General features: G+C 65.9%; 11 protein-coding genes. 7 read left to right on the top strand and 4 right to left on the bottom strand.

The genetic code is table 11. From position 1 onward, the window contains the following. Positions 1-65: 65 nt before the first annotated feature. From Q3866_RS07570 to Q3866_RS07560, 3 genes are all read left to right on the top strand, one after another. Complete coding sequence (locus tag Q3866_RS07570) at positions 66-860, top strand: SDR family oxidoreductase (RefSeq protein ID WP_293673885.1); 795 nt, start codon at positions 66-68, stop codon at positions 858-860. Positions 861-1,265: 405 nt separating this feature from the next. Beyond that, positions 1,266-5,063 (top strand): phosphoribosylformylglycinamidine synthase, encoded by a 3,798-nt coding sequence (locus Q3866_RS07565; protein WP_301830774.1) that lies wholly within the window; start codon positions 1,266-1,268, stop codon positions 5,061-5,063. A 133-nt stretch (positions 5,064-5,196) separates the two neighbouring features. Then, positions 5,197-6,219 (top strand): M42 family metallopeptidase, encoded by a 1,023-nt coding sequence (locus Q3866_RS07560; RefSeq protein WP_301830773.1) that lies wholly within the window; start codon positions 5,197-5,199, stop codon positions 6,217-6,219. An 80-nt stretch (positions 6,220-6,299) separates the two neighbouring features. Here the strand turns inward: Q3866_RS07560 and Q3866_RS07555 are convergent, their stop codons facing one another. The 3 genes from Q3866_RS07555 to Q3866_RS07545 all read right to left on the bottom strand — a co-directional run bounded on the left by Q3866_RS07555 (position 6,300) and on the right by Q3866_RS07545 (position 7,783). Further along, on the bottom strand, positions 6,300-6,812 hold the full coding sequence (locus Q3866_RS07555) for a DUF2798 domain-containing protein (RefSeq protein ID WP_301830771.1): 513 nt from the start codon (positions 6,810-6,812) through the stop codon (positions 6,300-6,302). 265 nt (positions 6,813-7,077) lie between these two features. After that, positions 7,078-7,419 carry a cupin domain-containing protein gene (locus Q3866_RS07550; RefSeq protein WP_301830767.1) on the bottom strand — a complete coding sequence of 114 codons (342 nt, stop codon included), beginning with the start codon at positions 7,417-7,419 and terminating at the stop codon, positions 7,078-7,080. A 28-nt stretch (positions 7,420-7,447) separates the two neighbouring features. Next, positions 7,448-7,783 carry a hypothetical protein gene (locus Q3866_RS07545; protein ID WP_301830766.1) on the bottom strand — a complete coding sequence of 112 codons (336 nt, stop codon included), beginning with the start codon at positions 7,781-7,783 and terminating at the stop codon, positions 7,448-7,450. 128 nt (positions 7,784-7,911) lie between these two features. On the opposite strand from Q3866_RS07545, the gene Q3866_RS07540 reads away from it, so the two are divergent. The 4 genes from Q3866_RS07540 (at position 7,912) to Q3866_RS07525 (ending at position 14,171) form a co-directional block, all read left to right on the top strand. Continuing rightward, complete coding sequence (locus Q3866_RS07540; RefSeq protein WP_301830764.1) at positions 7,912-8,640, top strand: DUF554 domain-containing protein; 729 nt, start codon at positions 7,912-7,914, stop codon at positions 8,638-8,640. A 93-nt stretch (positions 8,641-8,733) separates the two neighbouring features. Then, complete coding sequence (locus Q3866_RS07535) at positions 8,734-10,419, top strand: TerB N-terminal domain-containing protein (RefSeq protein ID WP_301830762.1); 1,686 nt, start codon at positions 8,734-8,736, stop codon at positions 10,417-10,419. Next, positions 10,416-11,723: an ATP-binding protein gene (locus Q3866_RS07530; protein ID WP_301830760.1), complete on the top strand. Its 1,308-nt coding sequence runs from the start codon at positions 10,416-10,418 to the stop codon at positions 11,721-11,723. The genes Q3866_RS07535 and Q3866_RS07530 overlap by 4 nt, the downstream gene beginning before the upstream one ends. 27 nt (positions 11,724-11,750) lie before the next feature. Continuing rightward, the gene (locus Q3866_RS07525; protein WP_301830759.1) at positions 11,751-14,171 is read left to right on the top strand and encodes a DEAD/DEAH box helicase; all 2,421 of its coding nucleotides are present in this window, start codon (positions 11,751-11,753) and stop codon (positions 14,169-14,171) included. On the opposite strand, the gene Q3866_RS07520 is transcribed toward Q3866_RS07525, so the two are convergent. Continuing rightward, on the bottom strand, positions 14,168-14,947 hold the full coding sequence (locus tag Q3866_RS07520; protein WP_301830757.1) for a spermidine synthase: 780 nt from the start codon (positions 14,945-14,947) through the stop codon (positions 14,168-14,170). The two genes, Q3866_RS07525 and Q3866_RS07520, sit on opposite strands and share 4 nt — an antisense overlap. Positions 14,948-15,247: the final 300 nt, after the last annotated feature.

Genomic DNA, 15,247 nt, shown 5'->3' with positions numbered 1-15,247 from the left:
CGGCCGCGCATATCCAGGCGGCAGGCAGGGGCGCCCGCCGCACCCAAGCAGAACAGGGGCATCACATGAATCTCAGGGAGAAGTACGGCGAGTGGGGCATCGTCCTTGGAGCCACCGAAGGCGTGGGCGAGGCCTTCTGCAAGAAGCTCGCCGAGGGCGGCATGAACCTCGTCATGGTGGGCCGCCGCGAGGAGCTCATGCGCGAGAAGGCCGAGAAGTTCAAGGAGGAGTACGGCGTCGACTACAAGGTCGTACGCGCCGACCTCTCCCAGCCCGATGACGCCTGCGAGAAGATCTTCGCCGCCACCGAGGGCCTCGACATGGGCTTCATGAGCTACGTGGCGTGTCTGCACCACTTTGGCCGCCTCCAGGACGTCGACCTCGCCGTCCACGAGCAGTGCCTCAACGTCAACGTCATCAGCTTCCTGCGCATCTTCTACCACTACATGAAGCAGTTCGCCGCCCAGGACCGTGGCGCCGTCATCAACGTCTCGTCCATGACGGGCATCTCGGGCTCGCCGTTCAACGGCCAGTACGGCGCCGGCAAGGCCTACATCCTCAAGCTCACCGAGGCAGTCGCCTACGAGACCAAGAAGACCGGCGTCGACGTCGAGGCCATCACGCTGGGCACCACCCTCACCCCCACGGCCATGAAGAACTTCCCCAAGGGCCCGGCCGGCGACGCGGTCGTCAAGATCGCCCTCACCCCCGACCAGGTCGCCGACGAGGCGTTCGAGAAGCTCGGCCATGAGATGTCGGTTATCGCCGGCGAGCGCAACAAGAACAGCGTGCACGACTGGAAGGCCAACCACACGGAGGACGAGTACATCGCCTATATGGGCGCCTTCTACGAGAACTAGCGCCACGCACGGCACGCCGGCCACGCACGCGGCTCAACGTCTCCGCATCCCCACCCGCCCGAGCCACTCGGCCCGGGCGGGTTTCTTGTTCTGCTCCGCCTGCCGCCCCGCCCTCTTGGTCGCCACCTCCCGCGACCCGGGCAGTCTCCTCGCTCCGGTCTTCTCGCCTCGCACGTTGCCCAGCCCCAGGCGCGCCCCGCATCAACCTTTTTGTCTCAGGCGTGTATCAAGCCAGCTCCCGCTCGCCGTAGGCCGCGCGGACGCGGCATAATAGAGACTTGGGTGCGGCCGCCCAGCTGTGCCGCCCCCGTTCGACCGCGCCGCGCACGCGGCGTGCCACACATACGGAAACGGGCGTTACCCGCAGCAGGGCAGGCGCGTCCACTACCGAGAAGGGCAGGACGAATGGTCTCTCGCATCTACGTTGAGAAGAAGCCGGGCTTCGACGTGGAGGCGCAGCAGCTCGCGCAAGAGCTGCGCACCATCCTTGGCATCGGCAGCCTCGAGGGGCTGCGCATCATCAACCGCTACGACGTCGAGGGCATCGGGGAGGACCTCTTCCAGCGCTGCGTTCCCATCGTGTTCAGCGAGCCCCAGGTAGACGCCGCCACCGCGGAGCTTCCTGTCGAGGGCGTCACGCTCGACGAGGCCGGCTTCGTTACCGGTGCCCCCGCGGGCGCCGCCATCTTTGCCGTGGAGTACCTGCCCGGCCAGTTCGACCAGCGCGCGGACTCCGCCAGCGAGTGCGTCCAGCTCATCAGCGCGGGCGAGCGCCCGCTCGTCCGCTCGGCCAAGGTCTACGTGCTGGAGGGCGCACTCACGGCCGATAACGTCGAGGTCATCAAGCACTACGTCATCAACCCCGTCGAGGCTCGCGAGGCGTCGCTCGCCCGCAAGCGCACCCTCAAGATGAGCGTGGCCACCCCGGCGGACGTCGAGCGCCTCGAGGGCTTCCTCGACCTCGACCAGGAGGGCCTCGCCGCCTTCATCGCAAACCGCGGCCTGGCGATGGACCTCGCCGACATCACCTTCTGCCAGCAGTACTTCGCCGGCGAGCACCGCAACCCCACCATCACCGAGATTCGCGTCATCGACACCTACTGGTCCGACCACTGCCGCCACACCACCTTTGGCACGCAGCTCGAGGACGTCCAGATCGACGACGAGGTCGTCAGGGCCGCGTTCGACAAGTACCTCGCGATGCGCCACGAGCTCGGCCGCGACGCCAAGCCCGTCTGCCTCATGGACATGGGCACCATCGGCGCCAAGTGGCTCAAGCACGAGGGCATCCTCAAGAACCTCGACGAGTCCGAGGAGATCAACGCCTGCACCGTCAAGGTGAAGGTCGACGTGAACGGCGCCGACGAGGACTGGCTGTTCCTCTTCAAGAACGAGACCCACAACCACCCCACCGAAATCGAGCCGTTCGGCGGCGCGGCCACCTGCATCGGCGGCGCCATCCGCGACCCGCTCTCGGGCCGCAGCTACGTCTACCAGGCCATGCGCGTCACCGGCGCCGCAGACCCCACAGTTCCCGTGCGCGAGACGCGCGCCGGCAAGCTCCCGCAGCGCAAGCTCGTGACCACGGCCGCCGCCGGCTACTCGAGCTACGGCAACCAGATCGGCCTCGCCACCGGCCAGGTCAGCGAGCTCTACCACCCCGGCTACATGGCCAAGCGCATGGAGGTCGGCGCCGTCGTGGCGGCCACGCCCGCCAACCACGTGCGCCGCGAGTGTCCCGCGCCCGGCGACAAGATCGTGCTGCTCGGCGGCCGCACCGGCCGTGACGGCATCGGCGGTGCCACCGGCTCCTCCAAGACCCAGAACGTCGAGAGCCTCGAGGAGTGCGGCGCCGAGGTCCAGAAGGGCAACGCCCCCATCGAGCGCAAGCTCCAGCGCCTGTTCCGCCGCGGCGACGCCTGCCGCCTCATCAAGCGCTGCAACGACTTTGGCGCCGGCGGCGTGAGCGTGGCCGTGGGCGAGCTGGCAGACGGCCTGTCCATCGACCTCGACCAGGTCACCAAGAAGTACGAGGGCCTCGATGGCACCGAGCTCGCCATCTCCGAGAGCCAGGAGCGCATGGCCGTGGCCCTCGCGCCCGAGGACGTCGACGAGTTCCTGGGCTACGCCACCGAGGAGAACCTCGAGGCCACGGTCATCGCGACCGTCACCGAGGAGCCGCGCGTCCACATCGACTGGAGGGGCGACCGCGTGGTCGACCTCTCGCGCGAGTTCCTCGCCAGCAACGGCGCGCCCAAGCACATGGACGTCCACGTCGAGGCGCCCGGCCGCTGGGAGCCCGCATGGGAGGGCAGCACCCTTGCCGAGAGGCTCGGCTCTCTCGTCACCGACCTCAACGTCGCCTCGAACAAGGGTCTCTCTGAGCGCTTCGACTCCACCATCGGCGCCGCCACGGTGCTCATGCCCTTTGGTGGCAGCCGCCAACTCACACCGAGCATGGCCATGGTCGCCAAGCTCCCCGTCGACGGCGAAACCACCACGGCCAGCGCCATGGCCTGGGGCTTCAACCCCTACCTCATGGAGGCGAACCAGTTCGCGGGCGCCTACCTGTCCGTCGTCGAGTCCGTCTCGCGCCTCGTCGCCGCAGGCTTTGCCCACAGGGACGCCCACCTCTCGTTCCAGGAGTACTTCGAGCGCCTGCGCAGCGACCCCGTTCGTTGGGGCAAGCCCATGGCCGCGGTCCTGGGTGCCCTCGAGGCGCAGGTCGACCTGGGCGTCGGCGCCATTGGTGGCAAGGACTCGATGAGTGGCAGCTTCGAGGACGAGGACGGCGAGCTCAACGTGCCGCCCACCCTCATCAGCTTCGCCGTTGCCGTGGGCAAGGCCGCCCGCGCCACCTCGCCCGAGTTCAAGGCCGCAGGCCACCGCATCGTCTGCATCGAGGCCGCCGAGTACGGCGAAGACTACCGTCCCAGCGTCGAGGGCCTGCTCGAGAGCTTCAACCTCGTCGAGGGCCTCGTGGCAGACGGCTCGGCGCTCGCCATCTCCACGCCCGGCTATGGCGGCGAGACCGAGGCCCTCTTCAAGATGAGCGTAGGCAACGGCATTGGCGTGACGCTGAGCGACGACGTGCCCGCAGACAGCCTCTTCGAGCCCGCCTACGGCAGCTTCCTCGTGGAGCTCGCCGATGGCGCCGAGCTGCCCGCCCACTCCGACTATGTGAACGTCGAGGTCATCGGCACCACCACCGAGGCCTATGAGTTCGTGGCCGAGGGCGAGCGTGCAGACCTCGCCCAGCTGCAGGAGGCCTGGGAGGGCGCCATCGAGGGCGTCTTCCCCTACCGCACCCCGGCAGACGCCACGCTCCCCGAGGTCAAGCCGCAGACCTGGCTCGCCGCCGAGCACAACGTCGCGCCCGCGGTGTTCACCGGCTCCAAGATCGCGCGCCCACGCGTGACCATCCCGGTCTTCCCCGGCAACAACTGCGAGTACGACTCCGCCCGTGCCTTCACCGAGGCCGGCGCCGAGGCCGACGTCTTCGTCATCAACAACCTCACGCCCGAGGCCGTGGCGCAGAGCACCAACGAGCTCGCCCGCCGCATCCGCAGCTCCCAGATCGTCATGATCCCGGGCGGCTTCTCCGGCGGAGACGAGCCCGACGGCTCGGCCAAGTTCATCACGGCCTTCTTCCGCGCCCCCGAGGTCACCGAGGCGGTCCGCGACCTGCTCCAGGCACGCGATGGCCTCATGCTCGGCATCTGCAACGGCTTCCAGGCCCTCATCAAGCTGGGGCTCGTGCCCTACGGCGACATCGTCGATGCCACCGCAGACGCACCCACGCTCACCTTCAACACGATTGGCCGCCACCAGAGCCGCCTCGTGAACACCCGCGTGGCCAGCGACCTGTCGCCCTGGCTCTCGGCCTGCAAGCCCGGCGAGACCTACACCGTTGCCATCAGCCACGGCGAGGGCCGCTTCGTCGCCAACGACGACGTGCTCGCCAGCCTTACCGCCCACGGCCAGGTCGCCACGCAGTACGTCGACGCCAATGGCGTCCCGTCGATGGACCTTGGCGTCAACCCCAACGGCTCGATCGCCTGCGTCGAGGGCATCACCAGCCCCGATGGCCGCGTCTTTGGCAAGATGGGCCACGTCGAGCGGCGCGGCGAGGGCCTCTACGCCAACGTCCCGGGCAACAAGTTCATGCCCGTCTTCGAGAGCGGCGTCGCCTATTTCGCCTAAAGGCCGCAGCTGCCCAAGCGCCATCACGAGCGCCCCGAGTCCGCACAGGCTCGGGGCGCTCGTTCTTCTCGGCATGTCCTCCGCGCCTGGCCGATAATGGTGCGGACCAATTCCAACACAGAGGAGCGTCACCTTGGATTCCCAGCTCACCTACATCTGCGACCAGCTCAAGGCCCTCACGGCCATCCCCAGCCCTACCGGCTTCACCAAGCATGCCACCAACTACCTCGTGGAGACCCTCACCGCCATGGGCCTCTCGCCCGAGGTCTCCAACAAGGGCAACGTGCTCGTCTGCCTGGGCGGAGAGGGCAACCCGCTCGTGCTCGCCTCGCACGTCGACACCCTAGGCGCCATGGTGCGTGCCATCAAGGACAACGGCCGCCTGCGCCCCACCACCCTCGGCGGCCACCAGTGGCGTACGGCCGACGGCGAGAACTGCACCGTCCACACGCGTGACGGCCGCACCTACACGGGCGTCGTTCTCAACACGGAGCCCTCGGCCCACGTTGCCGACGAGAAGGTCGAGCAGATCGAGAAGAACATGGAGGTCCTGCTCGACGAGAACGTGGGCACCGCCGACGAGACGCGCGGCCTGGGCATCCAAAACGGCGACATCATCGCCATGGACCCGCGCACCACGGTGACCCCGAGCGGCTACATCAAGAGCCGCTTCCTCGACGACAAGCTCTCCGCCTCCATCCTGCTGGGGCTGGCTCGAGCCGCCGCGGTGGGCGAGGTGTCGCTCGCCCGCAAGGTGAGCCTGCTGTTCACCGTCTACGAGGAGGTGGGCCACGGCGGGAGCTTCGTGCCCGCCGACACCCGCGACATGATCTCGGTCGACATGGGCTGCGTGGGTGCCGACCTCGCCTGTACCGAGCGCGAGGTCTCCATCTGCGCCAAGGACTCTGGCGGCCCCTACAACTACGACCTCGTGAGCGAGCTCGCCGGCATCGCCGCCGAGCTCGAGCTGGGCTACGCCATCGACGTCTACCCCCACTACGGCTCCGACGTCGAGGCCACGCTCACGGCCGGTTACGACATCCGCCACGGCCTCGTGGGCCCGGGTGTCTATGCCTCGCACAACTACGAGCGCTCCCACACCGACGGCGTGCGCAACACCTACGAGCTGCTGCTCGCCTACGTGACGCAGGCCTAGACACGCAAATCACAGCGAACGAGAGGGGCGACGCACCCACACGGATGCGTCGCCCCTCTCATACCTATCTGCGATTCAGGCTACGCCAGCTCGGCCGTCTCCACGGGCTGAGCGAGCACGGTTCCCTCCGGGAACGCGCGACGGAAGAGATAGCGAACCACGGGGCCCGCGACGATGAGGTTCCAGGGCAGCGCCATCACGAGGTTCCAGGGGATGTTCTGGAGCCACATCATCGGAACGGCGACGAGGCCACCCGCGTGGATCGCAACCTCGAAGGCACCGTAGAGCGACATGATGACCACCATCGGCACGACCATGCAGCAGGAAACGGCAAGTGCCATAGCGCGAGGCGAGCTCTTGCCCGGCGTCACGAGGTGACGAAACGCAAAGCCCTTGGCCAGCGGGTTCGCAATGAACCAGTCGCACAGCATCGCAAACACGTACGCAGGCGGGAAGCCCACCCAGGCGTCGACCAACACGTCCAGGCCAACGTGACCATACATACGGGCAACGTTGTAGATTGACATCCACAGCACCATGCAGAAGCACATGGCCACGGTAAAGATCAGGCTCTCTCGCTTGTTTGTGGGCATACGGGCAATTCCTTTCGTCTCCGTCGCGCCAGTCATGCTGCCTGCGCACAAAAAAGCGGGCGGGTGAGATGAGTAAGGCCTTCATCTCGCCCGCCCGCCGTTAGCGTGCGTCTGCGACTACTTCCTATGTACGAGAGCCATCTTTGCATACATATCGGCACCCGTGTAAGCCTCTTCACAGAATCGCCGGGGTTCGCGCGACATGCGCCTCGCGCGGCGAGCCCGCGAGGCGCACACCCGCAGCACCCCCTCGCCCCGCCAGCACCTAGGAGGGAAGCACCACCGTCAGCAGCATCTTGAACGCTGTGACGCCACGAACCGCATGGGCGGCGCCCGCGGGCATCACGATGGACTCGCCCGCCTTGAGCTCGTGCGGCGTGCCCTCGATTGCGATCTCGCCCGTTCCCTCGAGCACCGTGATGAGCGCGTCGCCCGGGGCGGCGTGGCTCGCCATGCCCTCGTCGGCATCAATCGCGAAGACGGTCATCTTGCACTTGGGCGTCTGGGAGAGCGTCAGGCTCACGACCTGGCCCTCCTCGCCCTGCACCAGGTCCGCCAGGTGAAATACCTCACTCTTCGCCACGTTCTTGATGAGTTCCTCGGCCATCTCTTCTCCCTCCTTTGCCGCGCAATCGCTACGGCATGCTAATCTGCAGAATCTTGAATCCCTCGCCGGAGGTAGCGCCGCGAACGGCATGGAGCACGCCGGCATCGACGGCAATCGTCTCGCCACAATCCAGCTCAACCTCGCCCGCGGGCAACGAGACCACAGCCGACCCCTCGACCACGAGGTACATCACGTCATCCCCATAGGCCTCCTCGGAGACGCTCTCGCCCGCGGAGAACGCGAGCAGCGTCATCGACGCGGGCGCACCCCTCGTAAGCGAGCGACTCGCTACCGTACCCGGGCGCGCGCTCACCAGGTCGCTCAAACGGGCCGGAGCATCTCTCGGCACATTGCAGATTCCCATGGGCACTCCTCGCTGGCTTTACGGGACAATAGGTTTTCTTCTTCTACCCACAATCGCAACGATACGCCCACGGCAAATCAGGTAAGGTCGCAGGCGCAACCATTTGCCCCAACCCAGAGGAAGCTCGCATGATTGGTCTCGGAACGCTCATCAACGTCGCCTGCATCGTCGGCGGGGGTGCCGTTGGCCTGCTCGCGAGCAGCGTGGTGAGCGATCGCCTCCAGCAGGCCCTCATGCGCGCCTGCGGCCTCTGCGTCATCTTCGTTGGCGCCGCCGGCACGCTCCAGCACATGCTGGTGGCCACCATCGCCACGGACGCCTCCATCGCGCCCTCAACCCAGGGGACGATGATGCTTCTCGTCTCGCTCGCGCTTGGCACCGTCGCGGGCGAGCTGCTCGACATCGACGCCCGCTTCGAGACCCTGGGAGAGTGGCTGCGCGACAAGACCGGCAGCTCGGGGGACACGCGCTTCGTCGACGGGTTCGTCTCGGCCTCGCTCACCGTCTGCATCGGCGCCATGGCCATCGTGGGGTCCATCCAGGATGGTCTGTCGGGCGACTGGTCGACGCTTGCCCTCAAGGGAGCGCTCGACGCCGTCATCGTCTGCTCGATGGCCGCCTCAATGGGGCGCGGCTGCCTGTTCGCGGCCCTGCCGGTGGGCGTGCTGCAAGGCACGGTCACCGCGCCCGCCACGCTGCTCCACCCCATCATGACCACGGCCGCACTCGCCAACCTCTCGCTCGCGGGCTCCGCCCTCATCTTCTGCGTGGGCGTCAACCTCATCTGGCCGCGCACGTTCAAGCCGGCCAACATGCTGCCCGCCGTGGCCATCGCCGTGGTCTGCGCCTTCGTGTAGCCGACAAGGGCATCGCCGTCCCTTCTCGTTACAAACACATGTTCGTCATCGTGGTATGATGCTGTTCTCGCACCCATGTTGAGGGGAGGCATCGTGGCGAGGGCAGACATCCAGAGCATCATCGACCGCATAAACGCGCAGGCCGAGGGGCGCCAGACCGGGGCCTTCGCCACGCGCGTCTATACCGACGAGCCCATCGTCTCGCGCGGCTCGCAGATGGCAAGCTACCTCCCCGAGCGCATCGAGCAGTTGCGCGCCATCGCCCGCAACCCCGAGGCTAGGATGTGGCCGGCCGCCAAGCTCTTCTACGAGCAGGCCCGTGTCATGGAGGACTACGAGGACGACGTCCCGTTCTACTCCACCTTCAGCCACTACTTCCCCACCTACGAGGACATGAGCAACCGTGACCTGCGCCGCTACTTCTCGTGGCGCACGCAGGTGCGCCAGGGCAAGGTGTCGCCCACCAGCCTCTCGTTCGTCTTCGTGCTCTTCTACGAGCTGCTGTGCGGCGTGGGAGTCAGCGACGCGCGCGACGGCTTCGACAAGATCTGCTCGCTGTGGCAGAGCTACCGCGTCTTCGACGGCAAGCTCGACCGTCATGCCAAGCGCTGGCTGCGCGACTACGCGGCCTGGCACAACCTGCCCGTCGAGCTCATCACCCCCTACGTCGACCTCGAGTTCGACCAGGCCGTCGTCGCCCTCAAGCGGGGGCTCGCCACCTGGCGCGAGGTCTCCACGCTCGCGAGCTCACCCGTCCAAGACGAGCTCCTCAACGCGCTCGAGAAGCTCTCGAGCTACCAGCTGGGGTCGAGCAGACTCTACAGGGAGCGGCCGGACACGCTTGCGGCCGTCACCTGCGGCTCGCTCTCCCAGCTTGCCGTCTATTACGACAAGCACCGCAAAAGTGGCCTCGTCGAGACCCTCTTTGGCTCGCCGCTTGCCAAGAGCTATCCCATGTTCGCCTCGGCCGTGTTCTGGGCGCCCCGGCGCCATGAGGACTGCACCTACGAGCTCGACGAGGTCAACCGCTACGTCTGCGCCCGCGGCGCATGGCATCGCGAGGAGTACCTCGAGAGCCGCGGCCGCAATGCCAAGCTTGGCAGCATCGTACGCACCATCGACCAGCGCCTGCGCCTCGTCCTCGACTACGAGCACCCGCTCGCCGAGGGCGCCACGCCCAAGTACCTTGCCAAGATCATCGACGAGCAAATCGCGGCGCGCCTCGAGTGGGAGCGCCAGCGCGAGGCGCGCCGCGTGAGAATCGACCTGGGCCAGCTCGACCAGATCCGCGCGGCGGCCAGCGTCACGCGCGAGGCCCTGCTCGTCGACGAGGAGCGCGAGGACGCGTCCGACCTTGCCACGCCCGCGGTCGTAGCCGATCCCGTGCCCAGCCACGCAGACGCAGCCGCGGCCGGCCCCGCGCTCGAATGCACGAGCGACAGTCCCCGCATCGAGGGACAGGTCACAGAAGGCCCCCTCGCGCCGCCAGAGAGCGCATCGGGTGCCGAGGCCAGCCCAGGGTGCCAGACCACGTCCTCGGAGCCCCAGGGTGCCCAGGAGGGCCCCTATGGCCTCACGAGCGCCGAGCTCGCCATCGTGAGCACCCTGCTCAAGGGCGCACAACCCAACTTTGGAACCGTCTCCCCTGACATGATGGTCGACTCCATCAACGAGAAGCTCTTCGACCTTCTGGGAGACACGGCCATCGAGTTTGTCGACGGTGGCCCCCAGATCATCGAGGATTACCTGCAAGACCTGAGAGGAGCCCTTCTCCCATGAGCCCCAGCGAACCCAGCAACGCCCCGCGCGTGCCCAAGCGCATCGCCGCGGTGCTCATAAACTCCCTCAAGGGCGGCGTCGTCCCCAGGATCGGCCTTCCCTACATCACGGTTGGCCGCAAGACCGAGATTGCCGCGCTGCTCCACGACCTCGACCTCATCGCCGACGGTGGTGCGAGCTTCCGCTTCCTCGTGGGCCGCTACGGCGCCGGAAAGAGCTTCCTGCTCCAAACCATCCGAACCCACGCGATGGGCAAGGGCTTCGTCGTGGCAGATGCAGACCTCTCGCCCGAGCGTCGCCTGCAGGGCAACGGCGGCCAGGGCCTTGCCACCTACCGCGAGCTCATCCGCAACCTCTCCACCAAGACGCGACCCGAAGGCGGCGCCCTGCAGCTCGTTCTCGACCGCTGGGTCGCCAACATCGAGAAGGCCCCAGACGCCACGGCGGCGCTCGAGGCCCAGATGGCACCCGTCGAGGAGATGGTCCACGGCTTCGATTTTGCCCGCATCATGCGCATCTACTACGCCGCGGCGGGCGGCGACGACGAGCGCCGCAGCGCCGTGCTGCGCTGGCTGCGCGGCGAGTACCGAACCAAGACCGAGGCCCGCCAGGACCTTGGCGTCAACGTCTGCATCTGCGACGACAACTGGTACGACTACCTCAAGCTATTTGCTCGCTTCCTCAAGGGTGCGGGCTACGAGGGCATGCTTGTCCTCATCGATGAACTCGTGAACCTCTACAAGATTCCCAATTCCATCACGCGCCAGTACAACTACGAGAAGATTCTCACGATGTACAACGACACGCTCCAGGGCAAGGCGCACTATCTGGGCATCATCATGGGAGGCACGCCCCAGTCCATCGAGGACCGCAGGCGCGGCGTCTACTCCTACGAGGCCCTGCGCAGCCGCCTTTCCGAGGGCCGCTTTGCGCGGGAGGGCCTGTCGGACATGCTCGCCCCCGTGATCCACCTCAATCCGCTCACCTACGAGGAGCTGCTCGTCCTCATCGAGAAGCTCGCCGACATTCACGCCGGCTACTTTGGCTACGAGCGCGGGCTTGGCACCGAGGACCTCGTGCGCTTCCTCGAGATCGAGTTTGGCCGCGTGGGCGCAGACACCCACCTCACCCCGCGCGAGGTCATCAGGGACTTCATCGAGCTTCTCGACATCCTATGCCAGAACCCCGAGATGGGCATGGAGGAGCTGCTGGGCTCCGACCAGTTTGCCACGGTCACCTCGGGCGGAGCGTCCGTCGAGGCCGAGCAGCCCGGCCAGCGCAGCTTTGCCGAGTTCAAGATCTAGCAGCCGCGCCATTCGAGAGGAGGGTGCATGGGCACGTTCGAGCGCTTTGCTCCATTCATTCAGGACTTCATCTACGACCACGAGTGGGAGAGCCTGAGGGGCATCCAGGTCGCCGCCGCCGAAGCCCTCTTCGACACCGACGCAAACGTGCTGCTCACCGCCCAGACCGCCTCGGGAAAGACCGAGGCCGCCTTCTTCCCCATCCTCTCGCTGTTCGACGAGGACCCTCCCGCCAGCGTTGGTGCCATCTACATCGGCCCCCTCAAGGCCCTCATCAACGACCAGTTCCTACGCCTCAACGACCTCTGTGCCGAGGCGAACATCCCCGTGTGGCACTGGCACGGAGACGTCTCGGCCTCCCACAAGGCCAAGATGCTCAAGAACCCAAGCGGCATCTTGCAGATCACGCCCGAGTCGCTCGAGGCCCTGCTGCTGCGCAAGCACGCCGCCATCTCGAGGCTCTTCTGCGACCTGCGCTTCATCGTCATCGATGAGGTCCACTCCCTGCTGCGCGGAGACCGCGGTGGCCAGACCATCTGCCTCATCGAGCGCCTCTGTCGCACGGCGGGCGTCAACCCGCGGCGCATCGGCCTGTCCGCCACCATCGGAGACCCGAAGGCCGTGGGCGCCTTCCTCTCCGCTGGCACCGGCCGTGGCTGGGTGGTTCCCCGCGTCGAAGAGCCGCAGCGCACCTGGCGTCTCTCCATGGAACACTTCTACCTCAGCGGCCCCCAGGCGGCAGACGCCATGGGCGGGCAGGCAGAGGAGGCCCTGCGCGGCATCGACTACATTCGCAAGGCCAGGGGCGCAGACGCCAAGCAGGCGCGCGAGCTCGCCCTCCAGAGCATCGTCCCAGACGAGGTCGAGGAGCCCACGGACCATGCGGCAAGCCCGGCGCTCGACGCACCCAGCGACACGGCGCCACGCGAGGCAGACCCCGGCCTGGGCTACATCTTTGAGCATACGCGCAACAAGAAGTGCCTCGTCTTTGCCAACTCGCGCGAGGACGCCGAGGCCGTCTGCACCGAGCTTCGCCGCTATTGTGAGGCCAACCACGAGGCAGACCGCTTTCTCATCCATCACGGCAACCTCTCGAGCTCCCTGCGCGAGTCTGCCGAGGAGCTCATGAGGGACGACTCCCAGGCCCTCACCACCATCACCACCTCGACGCTCGAGCTCGGCATCGACATCGGCAGGCTCGAGCGAGCCTTCCAGATCGACGCGCCCTTCACCGTGAGCTCGTTTCTGCAGCGCATGGGCCGCACGGGCAGGCGCGGCACCCCACCCGAGATGTGGTTCGTCATGCGAGAGGAGCCACCTGAGCCGCGGGCGCTTCTGCCCGAGACCATCCCCTGGAAGCTGCTTCAGGGAATCGCCCTCGTACAGCTCTATCGCGAGGAGCACTGGGTGGAGCCTCCCCGACTCGACCGGCTCCCCTACAGCCTGCTCTACCACCAGACCATCGCCACGCTCGCAAGCGAAGGCGAGCTCACGCCCGCCGAGCTGGCGCAGCGCGTGCTCAACCTGACCGTCTTCCACCGAGTCTCCACCGATGACTTCCGCGTCATGCTTCGTCACCTGCTCCTCACGGGGCAGATCGAGCAGACGGAAACGGACGGGCTCATCGTGGGCCTTTCGGGCGAGCGCGTGGCCAGCTCATACAAGTTCTACGCCGTCTTCCAGGAAAACATCGAGTACACCGTGCGCAGCGACTCAGCCGAGCTCGGCACCATCGTGGCCCCTCCCCCGGCGGGCGAGAAGATCGCCATCGCGGGAGCCACGTGGCTCGTCGAGGACGTCGACCACAAGCGTCATGTCGTCTACGCCACAAAGGTGCGCGGCAAGGTTCCCGCCTACTTTGGCGAGTGCCCCGGCGACATCCACACCCACGTGCTCGAGCGCATGCTCAAGGTCCTCGAGGAGCGCAGCACCTATCCCTACCTCATGAAGAACGCAGTGGGCAGGCTTGCGCTTGCGCGCAGGGCCGCTGCCGCCGCGCAGATAGACATTCACCCGCTCATCAACCTGGGCGGAAACACCTGGGCCCTCTTCCCCTGGCTTGGGAGCTACGCCTTCCTCGCCCTCGAAAGGCTGCTCAAGATCAAATGCGCAAAGCAGCTTGGCATGAAGGGAATCGATTCGTCGAGACCCTACTACCTTACCTTTGTGATGTCGGCGGGACCCAAGGAGTTCTTCGACGTCGTGACAACCGAGGCGGCAAGCAAGTTCGATCCCATGGAGCTTCTTTACAAGGACGAGCTTCCCCTGTTCGAGAAGTACGACGAATACGTTCCACCCGAGCTCGTTCGTAAGGGATTTGCCTACGGCACGCTCGACATCGAGGGCATGAGGAAACGCGTCAATGGCTGGACGGGCTATATCACAAGCTACGAGCTTCCTGCGGGCGGAGGCGTGCCCGGCGTCGATATCCCCTGGTTTGCCAGCTAGCCCCCATCGCGCATGGGCGCCAGGAGCATGGAGCCTTCATAGGGGAGAACGCCATCGGGCACAACGGAGCCGTTGGTCGCGTAGACGATGTAATTATCCTCGACTGCAAGCTCATCGCTGTCGCAGGGGAGCACGTAGACGTGCTCAAATGCCTCGCGAAGAGACGACATATACCTAAAGAGGAACGACACGTCCTGTCCCTCATTTGCAGACACTACGTTAGAGACAAGAACGCCGCTGGGACCAAGTACGCGAGCGGCAGCAACGGCAGCCTCAACCGTAGCCAAGCTTACGACCGGTTCACACCCAGAGAAAGCGTCGATGGCAATGCAGTCATAGGAAGAAGCGGGTGCAGCCTGGAGATAAGACCTGCCATTAGCCTCGATAGGATTGATGACCCCGGGATACCGCTGCATGCTTTCATCGAGGAAGAACCACTTACGCGCAAGAGAAGTAACGGCAGGGTCAATCTCGACAACATCGAGCGATGAGACAAAGGGGTAGTCCTTGGCCACATGCTTGGGCCACGAATAGCCCCCTCCGCCAATCATCAGAACTCGAGTAGGCTTCTGGTCTCCATCAAACGCATGGTCAAAGCCGAAATAGTAAGAGAACACCGGATCAAGACGACGTTCATCGAGATAGGAGGCGCTCTGGTACACGCCGCCAACCTGTAGCACGCGCACCAAGTCGCCGTTCTCAAGACGAACCGTCTTAATAACGCAATGACCGAACATCGTCTTATAGATGTGAGGGAGCCTGTCGAGCAAATCCATAACATGACCCACGACAACACCCAACAAGAGAAGTAGTAACGTCAGGCGAAGAATACACCAAGCACTCAAGTAAGAGGACACCAAATAGAACTCACCGGTAGCACAGGCTAAAGCTCCGAGACGAAAGGGGCGCCCGAAGCGCCCGGAACCCGGGCACAGAGAGGGGCCGACGGCGCTAGGACCCGGTACAAAGAAAGGGCCACCTGCCGGGGGTCCCGCCCGGCGGCCCCCGCGTTGACCCAGGCAAAAATAAGTCGCCCGGGGGGCCGGCTCGACCCCCCGGGCGACGTCGACACAGAA

Source organism: uncultured Parolsenella sp. (assembly GCF_958346945.1).
Lineage (GTDB): Bacteria > Actinomycetota > Coriobacteriia > Coriobacteriales > Atopobiaceae > Parolsenella.
Note: the sequence above shows the minus strand (reverse complement) of the source record. Positions and strands in the feature narration are given on the sequence as shown.